This is a genomic window from Asticcacaulis excentricus CB 48, from assembly GCF_000175215.2.
In the GTDB taxonomy this organism is placed as follows: Bacteria; Pseudomonadota; Alphaproteobacteria; order Caulobacterales; family Caulobacteraceae; genus Asticcacaulis; species Asticcacaulis excentricus.
In genome coordinates, this window is the sequence record NC_014816.1 from 1,470,853 (window position 1) to 1,486,206 (window position 15,354).

The 15,354-nt window shown below is 59.5% G+C and carries 9 protein-coding genes; 8 read left to right on the forward strand and 1 reads right to left on the reverse strand.

The annotated features are described in order from the left end of the window. The first annotated feature begins 220 nt into the window (after window positions 1–220). The 5 genes from ASTEX_RS06810 (at window position 221) to ASTEX_RS06830 (ending at window position 8,740) form a co-directional block, all read left to right on the forward strand. A complete protein-coding gene (locus tag ASTEX_RS06810) occupies window positions 221–1,987 on the forward strand; it encodes an amylosucrase (protein ID WP_013478871.1) in 1,767 nt (588 codons plus the stop codon). 2 nt (window positions 1,988–1,989) lie between these two features. Next, complete coding sequence (locus ASTEX_RS06815) at window positions 1,990–2,877, forward strand: ROK family protein (RefSeq protein ID WP_013478872.1); 888 nt, start codon at window positions 1,990–1,992, stop codon at window positions 2,875–2,877. Between the two features lie 86 nt (window positions 2,878–2,963). Next, window positions 2,964–3,833, forward strand: coding sequence for a non-homologous end joining protein Ku (gene ku, locus ASTEX_RS06820; protein WP_013478873.1), 870 nt, complete (start codon window positions 2,964–2,966; stop codon window positions 3,831–3,833). Beyond that, the gene (gene ligD, locus ASTEX_RS06825; protein ID WP_013478874.1) at window positions 3,834–6,377 is read left to right on the forward strand and encodes a DNA ligase D; all 2,544 of its coding nucleotides are present in this window, start codon (window positions 3,834–3,836) and stop codon (window positions 6,375–6,377) included. Between the two features lie 122 nt (window positions 6,378–6,499). Then, the gene (locus ASTEX_RS06830) at window positions 6,500–8,740 is read left to right on the forward strand and encodes a glycoside hydrolase family 3 protein (protein WP_013478875.1); all 2,241 of its coding nucleotides are present in this window, start codon (window positions 6,500–6,502) and stop codon (window positions 8,738–8,740) included. 49 nt (window positions 8,741–8,789) lie between these two features. Here the strand turns inward: ASTEX_RS06830 and ASTEX_RS19840 are convergent, their stop codons facing one another. Continuing rightward, on the reverse strand, window positions 8,790–12,032 hold the full coding sequence (locus tag ASTEX_RS19840) for a PAS domain-containing hybrid sensor histidine kinase/response regulator (RefSeq protein ID WP_013478876.1): 3,243 nt from the start codon (window positions 12,030–12,032) through the stop codon (window positions 8,790–8,792). A gap of 142 nt (window positions 12,033–12,174) precedes the next feature. On the opposite strand from ASTEX_RS19840, the gene ASTEX_RS06840 reads away from it, so the two are divergent. The 3 genes from ASTEX_RS06840 (at window position 12,175) to ASTEX_RS06850 (ending at window position 15,352) form a co-directional block, all read left to right on the forward strand. Continuing rightward, window positions 12,175–13,554, forward strand: a complete 1,380-nt coding sequence (locus ASTEX_RS06840) for a glycoside hydrolase family 53 protein (RefSeq protein WP_013478877.1) — start codon at window positions 12,175–12,177, stop codon at window positions 13,552–13,554. Between the two features lie 273 nt (window positions 13,555–13,827). Then, window positions 13,828–14,397: an RNA polymerase sigma factor gene (locus tag ASTEX_RS06845; RefSeq protein WP_013478878.1), complete on the forward strand. Its 570-nt coding sequence runs from the start codon at window positions 13,828–13,830 to the stop codon at window positions 14,395–14,397. Then, a complete protein-coding gene (locus tag ASTEX_RS06850; RefSeq protein ID WP_013478879.1) occupies window positions 14,384–15,352 on the forward strand; it encodes a FecR family protein in 969 nt (322 codons plus the stop codon). Before ASTEX_RS06845 ends, ASTEX_RS06850 begins: the two co-directional genes overlap by 14 nt. Window positions 15,353–15,354: the final 2 nt, after the last annotated feature.

The window sequence follows — 15,354 nt, forward strand, 5'->3', positions numbered from 1 at the left end:
TTTCTTGTAATCCTTTTCATTCTATATGTATCTAAGGCAGGACGCGGTTGCGATCCCTCTTCCCTACCCCTGGGCCGCCGACGTGTGTACGGCGGCCCGCTTTTTCAGACCGGGAACCCCAGAGCGGATTGCGTTCAGATTGAACCAAAATATCGCTCTATATTTTTGATGTTAGCGCGCTTTTTATCCGAAAAGTGCGTTACACTTTTCGGAAAGCGCAATGATGCCCGATACGATTCATGCCTCTGCCGATCTGTCCTGCGACCCGCTTTGGCGTCAGGCGGAGGCCTGCCTGCGCACGCTTTATGGTGGCGATCCCCGCTTTCAACACTGCCTCAGCGAACTGAAAGCCCGCGTGGCCGATGCGCGCGGCGCACGGCCCGCCGCCCTGCGTCAACTCGATATCGCACGCGCCGATACGCCCAATTGGTTCCTTAAACCAGGCCGCTCTGCCTATTGTACCTATATCGACCGGTTTGCTGGTACGCTTGAAGGCACGGCGCAGCACCTCGACTACCTCGAAGGCCTCAAGGTCGGCATCTTCCACCCCCTGCCCCTGTTGAAACCGCGCGAAGGCAATTCGGACGGCGGCTTTGCCGTGGCCGATTATCGCGAGGTCGATCCGCGTCTGGGGAGCATGGAGGAGTTGCGGGCGTTGGCGGCTGAGCTGCGGGTACGCGATATGTCGCTGGTGCTCGACATGGTGTGCAATCACACGGCGCGCGAACACCCCTGGGCGCAGAAGATGATGGCCGGTGACCCGGCCTTTGCCGACTTCTATATCGTACTCGATTCGGCGGATGAGGTCGCCGAATGGGAAACGGCGCTTCAGGACGTCTTCCCGGACACCGCGCCGGGCAGCTTCACCTATGACGCCGAAGCTGGGGGCTATGTGTGGACGACCTTCTATCCGTTCCAGTGGGATCTGAACTACGCCAATCCGCGTGTGTTCATCGAGATGGCCGACAGCCTATTCTTTCTGGCCAATGCCGGGGTGGAAGGCTTCCGCCTCGATTCCACGGCGTACCTGTGGAAACGCAAGGGCACGATCAGCCGCAACCTGCCGGAAACGCACCTGATCCTTCAGGCGCTACGCGCCCTGCTGACCCTTGTGGCCCCTTCGACCTTCCTGTTGGCTGAAGCCATCGAATCGCAGGCTTCAGTCCTCCCATTTTTTGGTACGCCGTCGGCGCGCGAATGCGATCTGGCCTATAACAACGGCGTAATGACCGCCCTTTGGGGCGCCTTGGCCGATCAGAAAGCCGATTTGCTCAAGACCACGATTGAGCGCGCCGGAGAAAAGCCGGGGCATGGCCACTGGCTGAACTATGTGCGCTGCCATGACGACATCATCTGGCTGGCCCTGTCCGATACGGCCGCGCCAGAACGCCTCAAACACTGGTCCGACTTTTTTGCCGGCAACGGCTCCTATGCAAAGGGCGAGGCGTTTCAGGCCCCGGAAGGCTTCCCGGCCTCCAGCTGTGGCATGGCGGCCAGCCTGTGCGGCGGCAAAGACGATCCGCAGATGGCCGCGCGCCTCAAACTGCTGTACGGCCTCACCTACGCGCTGGAAGGTGTCCCGCTGCTGTATATGGGCGATGAAATTGGGTTGCAAAACTTCGATGCCTATCGCGATGACCCGGACCTGAAGGATGAGGTGCGCTGGCTGCATCGTCCGGTGATGGACTGGGCCAGAGCCGAGCGCCGCCACGCCCCCGGCTCTGTCGAACACGACATGTACAGCTTCCACCGGCAATTGGCGGACACGCTGTCGGGGCTCGCTTTCACACCGGGACAGACCGTGCGCACCGATGTTGATGAGCGGGTTTTGATAATCGAACGCCCGCTCGCGGCCGGTCGGTTTGTCTGTGTTGCCAATTTCAGCGCCGAGGCCGTCACCCAAAACGTCACAGGCCGTATGCTGATCGGCCCTGACGGCGACACGCTTCCGGCCTATGGACTGCGCTGGTTTATCGAAGAGGCCTGATCATGCCCTATTTCGCAGCCCTTGAAGTGGGAGGCACCAAGGTGAATGTCGCTGCCGGTTCCGGCCCCGACGACCTTCAGACCCTGCGCATCCCCACGCGCGCTCCGCAAGAGACGTGGCCGGAGGTGCTGCGGGCGCTGGACACCCTATCGCAAGGGCGCGACTTCGACGCCATCGGCATAGCCAGTTTCGGCCCCATCGACGTCAATCCCCAGAGCCCCACCTATGGCCGCTTCCGCAAGACGCCCAAACCGGGCTGGAGCGGCTTCGACCTGCTGAGCCCCCTGACCGAAGCCTATCCTGAAGTGCCGGTTGGCCTCGATACTGACGTCAATGGGGCGGCCTTGGGTGAAAAACGCTGGGGCGGGGCCAAAGACCTCGATACCTTCGTTTATGTGACGGTGGGGACGGGTCTGGGTGTCGGGCTGGTCGTCGCTGATCAGCCGGTGCACGGCCTGTTGCACCCCGAAGGCGGGCATATCCGCGTGCGCCGCCACCCGGACGACAGCTATGCCGGTCATTGCCCCTTCCACAGCGATTGCTGCGAAGGCCTAAGCTGCGGCCCGGCCATCGAAGCGCGCACCGGACAGAAGGCCGAAACGCTCTCGCCCGAACATCCCGTCTGGGGCATAGTGGGTGACTATCTGGGGCAGTTGTTCTGCAACCTGTCTCTCATCACGTCGACGCAGCGAATTCTGGTGGGGGGAGGTGTGGGGTTGAACGAGCCGGTCCTGCGGGCGTCTAGAGAGATCTGCCACCGGCTGCTGAATGGCTATCTCGAGGCACTGGAATCCGCCTCTAGTATGGACAGCTACATTCAGGCAGCACATCTCGGCGATCGTGCTGGGGTGTTGGGGGCCATCGAATTGGCTCGTCGGGCGTTAGACTAAGCACAATTTTACGCCTAGCCTAAAGCCGCGCAGTGCGGTCTTATGCGTCATTGTAGTAGGCTGACCTCCTAATCCGGAGGTCGGTTATGGCGCTTCGCCCGTACTGGAGCGGTAATTTAAGGCTGTCGCTCGTCACCCTCCCCGTAAATGTCTATTCAGCGCTCAACCGTTCGCGTCAGATTCCGCTGAAGGAAATTTATCGTAAAACGGGCGAGCGCGTGCACCGTCTCAATGTCACCGAAGACGGTACCGAGGTTGAACGCGACGAAATCATCAAAGGGTATGAGGTCCAAAAGGGGCAGTACGTCCTCATCGAGACCGACGAGATCAAGGATTTAAAGATTCCCTCCTCGCGCACGCTCGATATCGTGCAGTTCGTGCCCGCCGAAGAGATTGACGATCTCTATTTCGACACACCCTATTTTGTTGCGCCGCAGAAAGACGCTGACGAACAGACCTTTGCAGTTATTCGCGACGCGCTGAGGCATTCAAAGACGACCGGCATAGGGCAACTGGCCATAGCCGGTCGTGAGCGCTTGTGCACGATCCGCCCGTGTGGATCGGGCCTGATCCTGCAAACCCTCCGTTATGAAGACGAGTTGCGCGACTCCGACCCCTATTTCGACGACATCACGGAAAAGGCAGCAGCCTCGGAGGAACTCGATCTGGCGCGCGAACTGATCAAGCGAAAAACCGCGAAGTTTGATCCGGGCCGTTTCCACGACCATTACCGCGAAGCCTTGCAGGAGCTCATTGAGGCCAAGGTCGAAAACCGCGAACCGGTAGCGGTTGAAAACGACCAGCCGGCGGCCAAGGTCATCAACCTGATGGATGCCTTGCGCAAGAGCCTGAAAGAACCGCCGCCGCGCCCAAATGAAGTAAAGCCGAAGCGCAAAACGCCGGCCAAACGTAAGAAGTCCCCGGCAAAGACTGGTACCCGCAAGAAGGCAAGCTAGATGGGTCTCGACCTATATAACAAAAAGCGCGACTTTGCCAAAACCGCCGAGCCGGAGGGCAAGCCGGGACGTAAGAGCGGCCAACGCTTCTTGATCCAGAAGCACGATGCCAGGCGCCTGCACTATGATTTCCGACTTGAGCTGGACGGGGTGCTGAAATCGTGGGCGGTTACTCGCGGCCCCAGCCCAAACCCGCAGGACAAGCGACTGGCGGTTGAGGTGGAGGACCACCCCGTCGCCTACGGAACCTTTGAGGGCATCATTCCAAAGGGCCAGTACGGTGGCGGGACGGTGATGATGTGGGACGAAGGGACTTGGGAACCATTGGACGACCCGCATAAGGGGCTGAAGGCGGGCAGTCTCAAATTCGTACTCCACGGCAAGCGGCTCAGCGGCGAATGGGCACTAGTGCGCATGAAGCCACGACCAAAAGGCCCTGATCGCGCCAACTGGTTGCTGATCAAACACGATGATGCGGCGGCACGCGACGATGCGGCCGAGGCGTGGCTGGAAACCCAGGCGACCAGCATCACCACGGGACGTCGAATGGAGGAGATCGCCACGAACACCCAACGTGTTTGGACATCACGAACCAGGGACGAGCCGCCGAAACGCAAGCAGTCCAAATCAATGCTTGAATTTATAGAGCCGGAGTTGGCAACCCTCGCCGTCGCGGTCCCCAAAGGTAAGGACTGGGTGCATGAGATCAAGTTCGATGGTTACCGAACGCAGGCCCTGATCGAAAATGGCGAGGTGCGACTTCTGACACGCACGGGCCTGGACTGGACGCACCGCTTTCGTCCACTGCCTGACTATTTGGCGCAGATGCCGGTCACCAGCGCTATACTTGATGGTGAGATCGTCGCCGTGGACGAGGGGGGCCGTGCGGATTTCAAGACCCTCCAGGCCACCCTGGCCGGAGAAGCCGATGTGCCATTGCAATTTTATGTCTTCGATCTTCTGCACAGCGACGGCGAGGACTTGCGCGCCCTTCCGCTCGTGTCACGTAAGGCCAGACTGCAAAGGCTGTTTAATGGCAATCATTTCGGCGGACGTGTTCACTACAGCGAACATTTTACGAAGGATGCCGCTGATCTGAAGGACCGGCTCTGCGCGTTGGATCAGGAAGGCCTGATCTGTAAACGCGCCAATGCGCCTTACCACTCAGGGCGCAACCGTGCATGGCTGAAGGTCAAGTGCCACAAGCGGCAGGAATTCGTTATCGGTGGGTTCACCCTCCCCAAGGCCGGCAGTAAGGGGATTGGGGCTTTGCTGATCGGCTATTTTCAGGAGGGCCGCCTGACCTATGCCGGTAAGGTGGGGACGGGTTTTACTCTCGACAGCGCCATCGACCTGCGCCGCAGACTGGACCTGATCGCTCAAAAATATCATCCGTTCAGTGATATTCCGCCAGAATTTAAACGCGGGGCGCATTGGGTCGCGCCGCACCTTGTCGCCGAGGTGCAGTTCGGCGAATGGACTTCAGATGGCCGCTTGCGCCACCCCTCGTTTCAAGGCCTGCGTGAAGACAAGCCGCCGCAGGACATCCACCGCGACCGCCCACTCAGCCCAACTGAAGTGCGCAAAGCCGAGGACGTACCTGCGGCTCGCAAGCCCAAGCGCCGGGCCCCCGCATCAGAAAAATCCCCGACAGACGTGGTCGGTGGGGTCGCGATCTCGTCGCCAGACCGCGTCGTTTTTCCCGGCACGGATATCACCAAGAAGGACGTGGCTGAGTATTATCTCAGCGTCGCCGACCATATCCTGCCGCACATTGCCGGGCGTCCCATCTCAACGATCCGCTGCCCACAAGGCATTGGCGGACAATGTTTTTTCCAACGCCACCTCACCCAGGCCGCCATCCCGCACGTCAACGATACCGGTCTTCCGGTCAATGGCCGCGAAGACGATTACATAATGATTACGGACGCTCACGGCCTGATCAGCCTGATGCAATGGGGCGTGATGGAGATACACCCCCGGGGCTGCATGGCCACCACGCCCAACCGTCCCGACCGCCTGATCTTCGATCTCGACCCCGATCCGGAAGCGGACTGGGCCGACGTGGTGGCCGGGGCGGCTGAGGTGCGCGAGCGTATGACCGAGTTCGACCTCCAGAGTTTCCTCAAAACCACGGGTGGCAAGGGATTGCACGTGGTCATCCCTATTCAACCCCAGTACGACTGGAGCGCCATCAAAGCCTTTACGCGTGCCGTGGCGGAATCCATGACGCACGACAGCCCGAGACGCTTTGTGGCGCAAGCATCAAAATCCAAGCGCAAAGGCCGAGTCTTTATCGATTACCTGCGCAATGACTTCACCGCCACCGCCGTGGCTCCCTATGCTGTCCGCGCGCGTCCCGGTGCGCCCGTGGCGATGCCGATAGATTGGAAGGCACTCAGCCGCGACCTCGATCCGGCAGGTTTCACCTTGGAGAACACACCTGCTCATCTCGGACGGCGCAAGGCCGATCCGTGGGCAGATATGGCTCGAATGAATCAGCGCCTGTCGCCAAAAATACTTAAGGCGTTGAATATTATTTAAGTTTGCCTGTTTACCGCCGCCGATGCATTTTTGAATTACCCGGTAAAAACGCCCCGCGCCTTCCCGAAGTCTCAAAATGCGGTTAGCGTAGCCGCAATATCCAAGACAAGGGGAGTAAACACATGCGTTTAAGATGGATGGTGGCAACCGCCCTTCTATTAACAGGGGTGTCGAGTGTCGCGCTGGCGCAAACTCAGGCGTGGTTCGACAAGTCGAAATCGCCAGACGAACGCGCTAAAGCCGCCGTTGCAGCCATGACTCTCGACGAAAAGCTAACCCTCATCCTCAGCTTCACCGATCCAGACCAGCTGGCTAAACAGCCCGACTCCATCGTCTCGCCTGAGATCAAGGCGCTGGTGAACAAGGAGCATATCCGCGGGTCGGCAGGCTATGTGCCGGCAATCCCGCGTCTGGGGATTCCCGCCCAATGGCAGACCGACGCCTCAATTGGCGTGCGGGTTCAGGGCATGGCGCGCACCGCGCTGCCCTCGTCTTTGGCGACCGCGGCCAGCTTTGATCCCGCCGTCACCGAGGCGGGAGGCCGCATGATCGCCCAAGAAGCACGCCTTTCGGGGTTCAACACCTTTCTGGCTGGCGGGGCAAATCTAGCGCGAGAACCGCGCAATGGCCGCAATTTCGAGTATGTCGGTGAAGACCCCTGGCTGGCCGGGCAGATGGCTTCTGGGCTAATCAATGGCATTCAGTCACAGCACATGGTCTCGACCCTAAAGCATTTTGCCGTGAACGATCAGGAAAGCCAGCGCACAACGGTCAATGTGACCATTTCCCCCGAAGCCATGCGTCAGTCAGATTTGCTAGCCTTCGAATTCATCCTTGAACAGTCCAATCCTGGTTCGGCCATGTGCGCCTATAACCTAGTCAACGGCCGCTGGGCCTGCGAAAACGAGTATCTGCTGAACAAGACGCTTAAACAGGACTGGGGGTTCAAAGGCTATGTAATGGCCGATTGGGGCGCTGTCCATTCCACCGTTGACTCGGCCAATTACGGGCTCGATCAGTTCACCGGCTTCCCGTGCTGCGGCGACCGTCAGCCCTATTTTGCACCCATTAATGTCAAGGCCGCGATGGAAAAGGGCGATATTTCGCAAAAGCGCCTCGATGACATGGCGCAACGCGTCCTTTGGCCGCTCTTCTCTACCGGCGTCTTTGACAACCCGCCCAAGGTGGGTTCGATTGATTTCAAGGCCAATGCCGTTGTTTCGCAAAAGGCGGCCGAAGAGTCGCTGGTGCTACTCAAAAACGAGGGCAATCTGCTGCCGCTCAGCGGCGTGAAATCGGTGGCGATGATCGGCGCTCACGCCGACAAGGGCGTCATATCGGGAGGTGGTTCATCTGGTGTGACGCCGGTGGGTGGCAACCCGCTCGAAGGACAACTGGAGCCCAAATCCTGGCCCGGTCCGGTCACCTACATGCCTTCCTCTCCGGTCGAAGCGCTTAAGGCCGATCTGCCCAAGGCAAAGATTGTCTATGCCGGGGGTGAGGACATTGCCGCCGCTGTGGCTCTGGCCAAATCGTCAGAGGTCGCGATCGTCTTTGTTACCCAGTGGATGGGCGAAGGCATGGACGGGACGCTGGAGTTGAAGGGAAATCAGGACGCTTTGGTAGCGGCCGTGGCGGCCGCAAATCCACGCACTATAGTAGTGGTGCAGTCCGGCGGGGCCATTTTCATGCCATGGAAGGACGATGTCGGCGCGATCCTTCAGGCCTTCTATCCCGGTATACGGGGCGGGGAAGCCATTTCGCGGCTTCTGACCGGCAAGGTTAATCCGTCCGGCCATCTGCCGATCAGCTTCCCGGCCTCGAATGACCAACTGGCGCATCCCACCATTCCGGGCTTTGGCAAGCCGGACGGTGTTGCGGTCAACATTACCTATCACGAAGGCGCGGCCATCGGGTATAAGTGGTACGATGTGAAGGGCTACACGCCTCTGTTCGCGTTCGGGCACGGCCTGAGCTACACGACCTTTGCCGTCACTGATGCCAAGGCCACGGTCGAAAAGGGCGAACTGACCATCTCCGCCGCAATCCGCAATACCGGCAAGACCGCCGGCAAGGGTGTTATTCAGGTCTATGTCGCCCCGACAAACTATAAGGCCGTCGGCTGGGAGGCCCCCAAACGGCTTGTCGCCTTCCGAAAGAGTGCTGTCGCGCCGGGCACCACGTCTGGCACCTTTACGCAAAAGATAGACCCGCGTCTTCTGGCCACCTATGAGGTGGCGGACAATAGCTGGCGCATCCGGGCAGGCACCTATCAGGTCCTTTTCGGTCAGGCGGCCGATGACCTGCCGCAATCGGTAATGGTTACCCTCCCCGACCTGACGTGGAGCGCGGTTCACAACTAAAGCGGATAGGGACGCCCCCGCACACGCGGCGGCGTCCCTGTCTGACCTATCACTTGCGATCCAGCATTTCGCGCAACCGCGCCGCCAGTTCTTCGATACTAAACGGCTTGCCGATAAGCTCGACCCCGGCATCGACCACACCATTGTGCACGACGGCATTTCGCGTATAGCCCGAGGTAAAGAGGACTTTCAGATCAGGCCGCGCCCTCTGGGCTGCATCGGCCAGCTTTCGGCCATTGACCTCCGGCATTACGATGTCGGTAAACAGCAGCCGGATTTCCGGATGGACGTCCAGCAGCCGCAGCGCCTCAGCCGCCGAGTCAGCTTCCAGCACGCGGTAGCCCAGTTCGCTTAGGGCATCGCAACTGAAGCGGCGCACTACGGCTTCATCATCAACCACCAGGATGACGTCACGTGCCTCCCCCGGCAAAAGCACGCCCTCGGACGGGCCAAGCGCAGGTGTAGCTACATCCACGCCTGTCAGGCGCGGTAGATAAATTTTGACAGTCGTGCCCTGTCCCGGCTCCGAATAAATGCGGACGTGGCCGTTTGACTGTTTGACGAAGCCATAAACCTGACTGAGGCCCAGCCCCGTTCCCTTACCCACGCCCTTGGTGGTGAAGAAGGGGTCAAAGGCACGGGCGATGACGTCCGGCGGCATCCCGCAACCTGTATCAGTGACGGCGATCAGCACATACTGACCGGTTACCATGCCGATCTCTTCGGCCACATAACGTGAATCGAGGTGCGCGTTGTGGGTCTCTATGGTCAGCCGCCCACCGTCGGGCATGGCATCGCGCGCATTGACCCCCAAGTTAAGCAGGACATTCTCAAGCTGGTTAGGATCGACGTGCACCGGCCACGCCCCGGCGGCCAGCACGGTCTCCAGCTGAATGCTCCCTCCCAGCGAATGGGCCAGCAAGTCCGACATCCCGCCAACCAAGCGATTGACGTTGACTGTTTCGGGCCTCAGGGGCTGCTGACGTGAGAACGCTAACAGGCGCTGAGTTAAGTTGGCGGCGCGCTTTGCCCCTTCCAGCCCTTGCGTCACATAGTGACGTGCACGCACGTCTTCGCTGCCGATACGGCGCTTTAGCAGTTCAAGTGACCCCATAACAACCGCCAGCATATTATTGAAGTCATGAGCGATCCCACCCGTCAGCTGACCCACTGCTTCCATCTTCTGCGATTGGCGCAACTGCTCCTCAAGCTGGCGCTTGGCCGTCACATCGATGCCGACGCCCGTGCGACGCACCGGTTGTCCATTTTCAAAATAGGTATGGCCGCGCGACAACACCCAGCGGACTGAGCCATCTGGATGGATCAGGCGGTATTCGAGTTCAATATCGCCGTGGCGCGTCAACCCCTCGGCCATAGTGGTTCGCAGGGCAGCTCGGTCATCGGGATGCACATTAGACAGGAACAGCTTGCGGCTAACACCACTCACGCCCGCTTTGGGATCAAGCGCATAGACGCTGGCGATCCCCTCATCATAATGGAAGAGGTCGCTGGCGACGTCATAGGTCCATACGCCGACACCATCGACAGCCCCCAGCGCCAGACGGGCGAAATCGCGGCTGTCTTCAAGTTCGCGCGCACGTTTGATGTCGCCGCTAATATCGCGGGCGACGCAATAGACGAGTCCGTTTTCCTCGTTCGCCGTCCACGAAAAGGTGCGGTACTGACCGTCGCGGCCACGCAGCCGATTTTCAAAGCGCCACGTACTGCCGCCCGCCGCCAGAGACCGCAGTTCCGCGCGGGTCGTTTCGTGATCGTCCGGGTGCTCAAGCCAATGAGAGGTTTGACCGATCAGTTCTTCGGCTGCCCAGCCCAGCAGATGGGTCCAGGCGGCACTGACCTTTAGCCAGCGTCCTTCACTGTCCGTAATCAGGAACGGGTCCTGCGACAGGGACCACAACCGGTCCCGCTCCTCAAGCTCGCGCAGGGTTTGAAGCAGGAGGACGTCCTGCTCCAGCCGCTGCGTCACATCATAGGCAAACTGATAGGCCCCAATAATCTCGCCATCGACCCCATAAAGCGGCGCCGCACGGATTTCATAGGCGCGCTGCTCACCCGTGTCCCCGCCAAACTCCTCAATGGTAACCGGGCTTTCTCCGGCCAGCGCCTGATCCCAAAGGGTCCGCACATGAGTAACCGCCTTGGGGTGACCGGCCAGTAACTCAAGCATGTTGTCGCCCACGTGCGGCGTGACCCCGAACAGGCGCTGAAACTCACCAACGGTGGCGTGATTGATGGCCCGCCAGTTATAGTCGGTGTCAATGACGTGGATGAAGGCTTCTGTCGCTTCAACCACATCGGCAAGAATCTTGCGCTCGGCAAGGGCGTGCGTTACCCGCTCTTCAAGCGTCGCATTAAGCGCTTTCAGGGCGTCCTCGGCGTGCTTATGGTCCGTGACATCGTAGCCACCAACAAAGATGCCCGTCACCGCGCCCTTTTCGTCAGAGATCGGCTGATAGATAAAGTCCAAATAACGGGTTTCGGTTTGATTGGAGAGGTTGATAGGAAAGCTACGCGAATTGAAGCGCTGCCCACTTTTGTAGACCTGATCCAGCAGTTCGTAAAAGCCTTGATCCGCCACCTCGGGAAACAGTTGCCGTACGCTATGGCCTGGATAGTCGCGCTCCCCTGCAATGGTGCGATAGGCCTCGTTGACATAGGTAAAGACGTGGTCGGGGCCCTCCAGTATGGCCACAAAACCCGGCATATGGCGCAGAGAGCGCGCCTGACTTTCGCGCTCGGCAGTCGCAGCGCGTTCGAGCAAGACCTTGCGCGTCGTTTCGACCACAATGGCCAAAATACCGACTGGGTTTCCGCTGTCATCGCGCACCGGCGAATAATCGATATCAAACCAAATTTGTTCGGGCTCTCCCGACCGGTTGAGCTCAAACTGCACATCGCGATAGGCCAGAGTCTGCCCGGACAGCCCACTGCGAACAACATTGGCATTAAAATCAGAAGCTTCTGGCCACGCCTTCCGAACATCCATCCCCAGGATTTCGGGGTGGCGACCCGCTGAAATTTCAGCATAGCCGTCATTGTAAATCAGCGAACCCGCCGCGCCCCACACCAATGTCATGGGTACATGCGAAGCGACAATCAGACTGACACAGGTCTTCAGGCAGGCGGGCCAGCTCTCGATGTCGCCCAGTTCGGTCTGCGACCAGTCTTTCTCAGCGATTAATCGTCCGCACTCTCCACCGACAGATGAGAGACTGCGGGCGTAACCGCCAGCGGATCGGGGCGCAAAGCGTGCGTCATCACGGGCGGGCATGGAAACCTTGGGGCACAGAGCCAGTAAATGCCTTCGCTATGGATCGCGGCATAAGTTTTCAATCATGGCCTTAGCCACAAGTCCGGCGGAAAAGGCTGTGCGCTTCATCTTGGATAGGGACATTCCTTATTTTGGAGTAATTATGCCCTTTGCCAGCCCGCGCCACGCCCTTCCCGTAGCCATGCTGATTCTGCTTGGTACCCTTCCCTCTGCCGAAGCCCGTGAGGGCCGCCCTTACTATTTCGGAAGCGACCTGTCCTATGTGAATGAAATGGAGGATTGCGGCGCGACCTATAGACGTGACGGCAAGCCAGAGGACGTCTACACGCTGTTCAAGTCGTCTGGGGCAAATTTGGTGCGACTACGACTTTGGAATGACCCCAAATGGACCTCCTATTCCAATCTGACCGACGTGACCAAAGCGATGAAACGTGCCAAGGCCGCCGGTCTGCCCGTCCTGCTCGATTTCCACTATTCCGACGACTGGGCGGATGGCGACAAGCAGCTGGTGCCCGCAGCATGGGCCCATCTCAGCACGGATCAGCAGGTCGAAGCCCTGTATAAATTTACCTACGACACGCTTATGACGTTGAACGCACAGGGGCTGATGCCGGATCAAGTGCAGGTCGGCAATGAAACCAATGGCGAGATGATGGGCTCGGTGACATGGAAACAGGGCGATCCAATCAAGCCAGTAAACTGGGAACGCAATGCCCGTCTGTTCAATGCTGGTATCCGCGCCGTGAAGGACGCAGGCCTCAAGGCGGGCAAAACACCGCGCATCATGCTGCACATCGCACAGCCGGAAAACGTTGAGAGCTGGTTCCTCAAGGCAACCCGGGCGGGGATTGAAGGCTACGACCTGATCGGCATAAGCTATTACAAGAAATGGTCGAAAATGGACATGGCAGGCCTTGGAGCAGTTATCAACCGTTTGCGCCATACCTATCCGGGCAAGGATATTGTAGTGGTAGAAACCGCTTATCCCTATACCGACAAGCATATGGACGAAAATGTCAATCTGATGGGTGAAGACTCGACCTTCCCTTCTTATGGCTTTTCGCCCGAAGGTCAGGCACGCTACATGCACGACCTGATGCAACTGACTCTCGACAACGGCGGCGCGGGCGTCGTCTATTGGGAACCGGCATGGGTATCCACCAAGTGCAAAACACGCTGGGGCAGTGGCTCAAACTGGGAAAACGCCACCTTCTTTGACTTTACGGGCGAGGCCTTGCCGGCGCTGGACTGGCCTAAGTCCGACTACGTCTATCCGGTTGAAGTAACCTTCCGGGTAAAGGACGAAGGTCAGTCGGCCCTGTTTGTGAGTGGCGACTTCACCGGAGGTCTGGCCGTGCAGATGACGCGGAAAAACGGCTGGTTTGTCTACCGAAGCTGGCAACGCCCAGGTTCGAGTTTGCTGGCAGGAGTCGCCACCACACCTGAAACCCTAAAAGACGCGCCTGCTTCGGAGATCGCCGTGCCGGCTAAGGCTGCAGTGGTGACCCTATCGACAAATTAATCACACAGCGACGCACACGAGTCTTTTATCATACAATTATCTGGTCAAAAAAGCGGGGACGTGTTTACTCTATGAGACAACCCCGCCTGTGGGCCGGTAACGGAAATGGAGAAACCCTTTTCCGTTATCGGCTAGATCGCTAGAGACGGGGGACTCAGGGAGTGCCACCGTGCGTAATCGAGCAAGCTTATGCCAAAAAAAGCGTGATGACGCAGCGGAAACGCTGCGCTCGTGCATTTTATACAGTGGAGGCGTCCGGCGGGCGGGGCTATTATGAGCGCTACCGACGAACGTCTGGCATTCATTGGGGCGCACATCCTACCGCATGAGGCGGGAATGCGTCAGTGGCTGTCGCGCGCCGGGCTTTCTCCATCGGAGCGCGACGACCTGGTTCAGGAGGTTTATTACCGCCTTCTGCGCCAGACTAGCTACGCCCATATTACCGACCCGCGCGCTTATCTGTACAGGATAGCGCGTAATCTAATGCTTGAGCAGATCAGGAAAAACCGCGTCGTGTCGATCACCACCGTTCAAAACCTCGATGAGCTGGGCCGGGCGGATCTGTCGCCTACGCCGGAGCAGGCCGTTTCGGCCCGCCGAGAGCTATCGCGCGTCATGGCATTCATCGAAACCCTGCCCGCCCGTTGCAAGGCGGTCTTTGAGCTGCGTAAGGTGCATGGCCTGTCTCAGGCCGAAACCGCCGCACGGCTGGGCCTTAGCGAGAACGTGGTGGAAAAGGAAACGGCACGCGGCCTCACCTTGATCCTAAAGCAGGTCGCCGAAGACGATGCCCCCGCTCTCGTACCGATGCAACCCAATCGGACCCGGCATGTCTGCCATTGACGAACAGGCTGCGGCCTACGTCGCCGCGCGCGCCGCCGGGCGCTGGGATGAGGCCGATCAGGTCGCCCTGGAGGCATGGCTGGCGGCAGATACGCGGCATCAGGGCGCCTTTTTCCGCGCCGAAGCCGCTTGGGCTATGCTCGATCGCGCCAGCGTGATGGGCGCTGGCTTCGCCGCCGATTCGGTCCAGACTTCGCCCTTTCAGGCGCTGGCACCGCGTCCGCGCACCGTCACCCGTCGCCAGTGGTTGGCCGGGGGCGGTCTGATCGCGGCGTCGATTGCCAGTACGTCCCTAATCCTCCCCGCGCTGAACCGTCAGCGGCTTAGGACCGAGGTCGGTGAACTGCGCAAGGTGCCGCTGAAAGACCAAAGCATCGCTAGCGTCAACACCGATAGTGCACTGGACGTGGCGCTGGGGACCAAGCGCCGCGACATCCGTCTGATCCGTGGCGAGGCGTGGTTTCAGGTTGCAAAAGACAAGGCCCGCCCGTTTGTGGTCGAAGCCGATACGGTGCGCGCCCGTGCAGTGGGCACGGCGTTTGGCGTACGCCGCTACCCAGACGGGGCAGAAGTCATGGTCAGCGAGGGCGTAGTAGAGGTGTGGAACACGCAAGCGCCTGACACCCCCATACGCCTTGAAGCTGGGGGCCGTGTCTTTATGCCCTACGCGGCGCAACCAAGCCGCGCTGAATATGCCCCTGAGACCGTCGATCGTCGTCTAGCGTGGCGCGAGGGGCAGATCGCGCTTGATAATGACAGCCTCGCCCACGCCGCTGCTGAGTTCAACCGCTACAACAGCCGCAAGATCGTTATCGCCGATCCGGAGCTGGGGGACGAAAAGTTGGTAGGCTGGTTCCGCGCCGATCAGCCGGACACCTTTGCCCGTTCCGTACATCTAGCGCTCGACGTGACGGTGCGTATCGATGACACCCGTATCGTCATCGGTGGGGAATAGGA

Bases quoted from the DNA above. Each gene is read 5' to 3' on its own strand.
- ASTEX_RS06830 (WP_013478875.1), top strand. From the start codon at position 6,500: ATGCGTTTAAGATGGATGGTGGCAACCGCCCTTCTATTAACAGGGGTG.
- ASTEX_RS06845 (WP_013478878.1), top strand. From the start codon at position 13,828: ATGAGCGCTACCGACGAACGTCTGGCATTCATTGGGGCGCACATCCTA.
- ASTEX_RS06850 (WP_013478879.1), top strand. From the start codon at position 14,384: ATGTCTGCCATTGACGAACAGGCTGCGGCCTACGTCGCCGCGCGCGCC.
- ASTEX_RS19840 (WP_013478876.1), bottom strand. From the start codon at position 12,032: ATGCCCGCCCGTGATGACGCACGCTTTGCGCCCCGATCCGCTGGCGGT.
- ASTEX_RS06840 (WP_013478877.1), top strand. From the start codon at position 12,175: ATGCCCTTTGCCAGCCCGCGCCACGCCCTTCCCGTAGCCATGCTGATT.
- ASTEX_RS06815 (WP_013478872.1), top strand. From the start codon at position 1,990: ATGCCCTATTTCGCAGCCCTTGAAGTGGGAGGCACCAAGGTGAATGTC.
- ligD (WP_013478874.1), top strand. From the start codon at position 3,834: ATGGGTCTCGACCTATATAACAAAAAGCGCGACTTTGCCAAAACCGCC.
- ASTEX_RS06810 (WP_013478871.1), top strand. From the start codon at position 221: ATGATGCCCGATACGATTCATGCCTCTGCCGATCTGTCCTGCGACCCG.
- ku (WP_013478873.1), top strand. From the start codon at position 2,964: ATGGCGCTTCGCCCGTACTGGAGCGGTAATTTAAGGCTGTCGCTCGTC.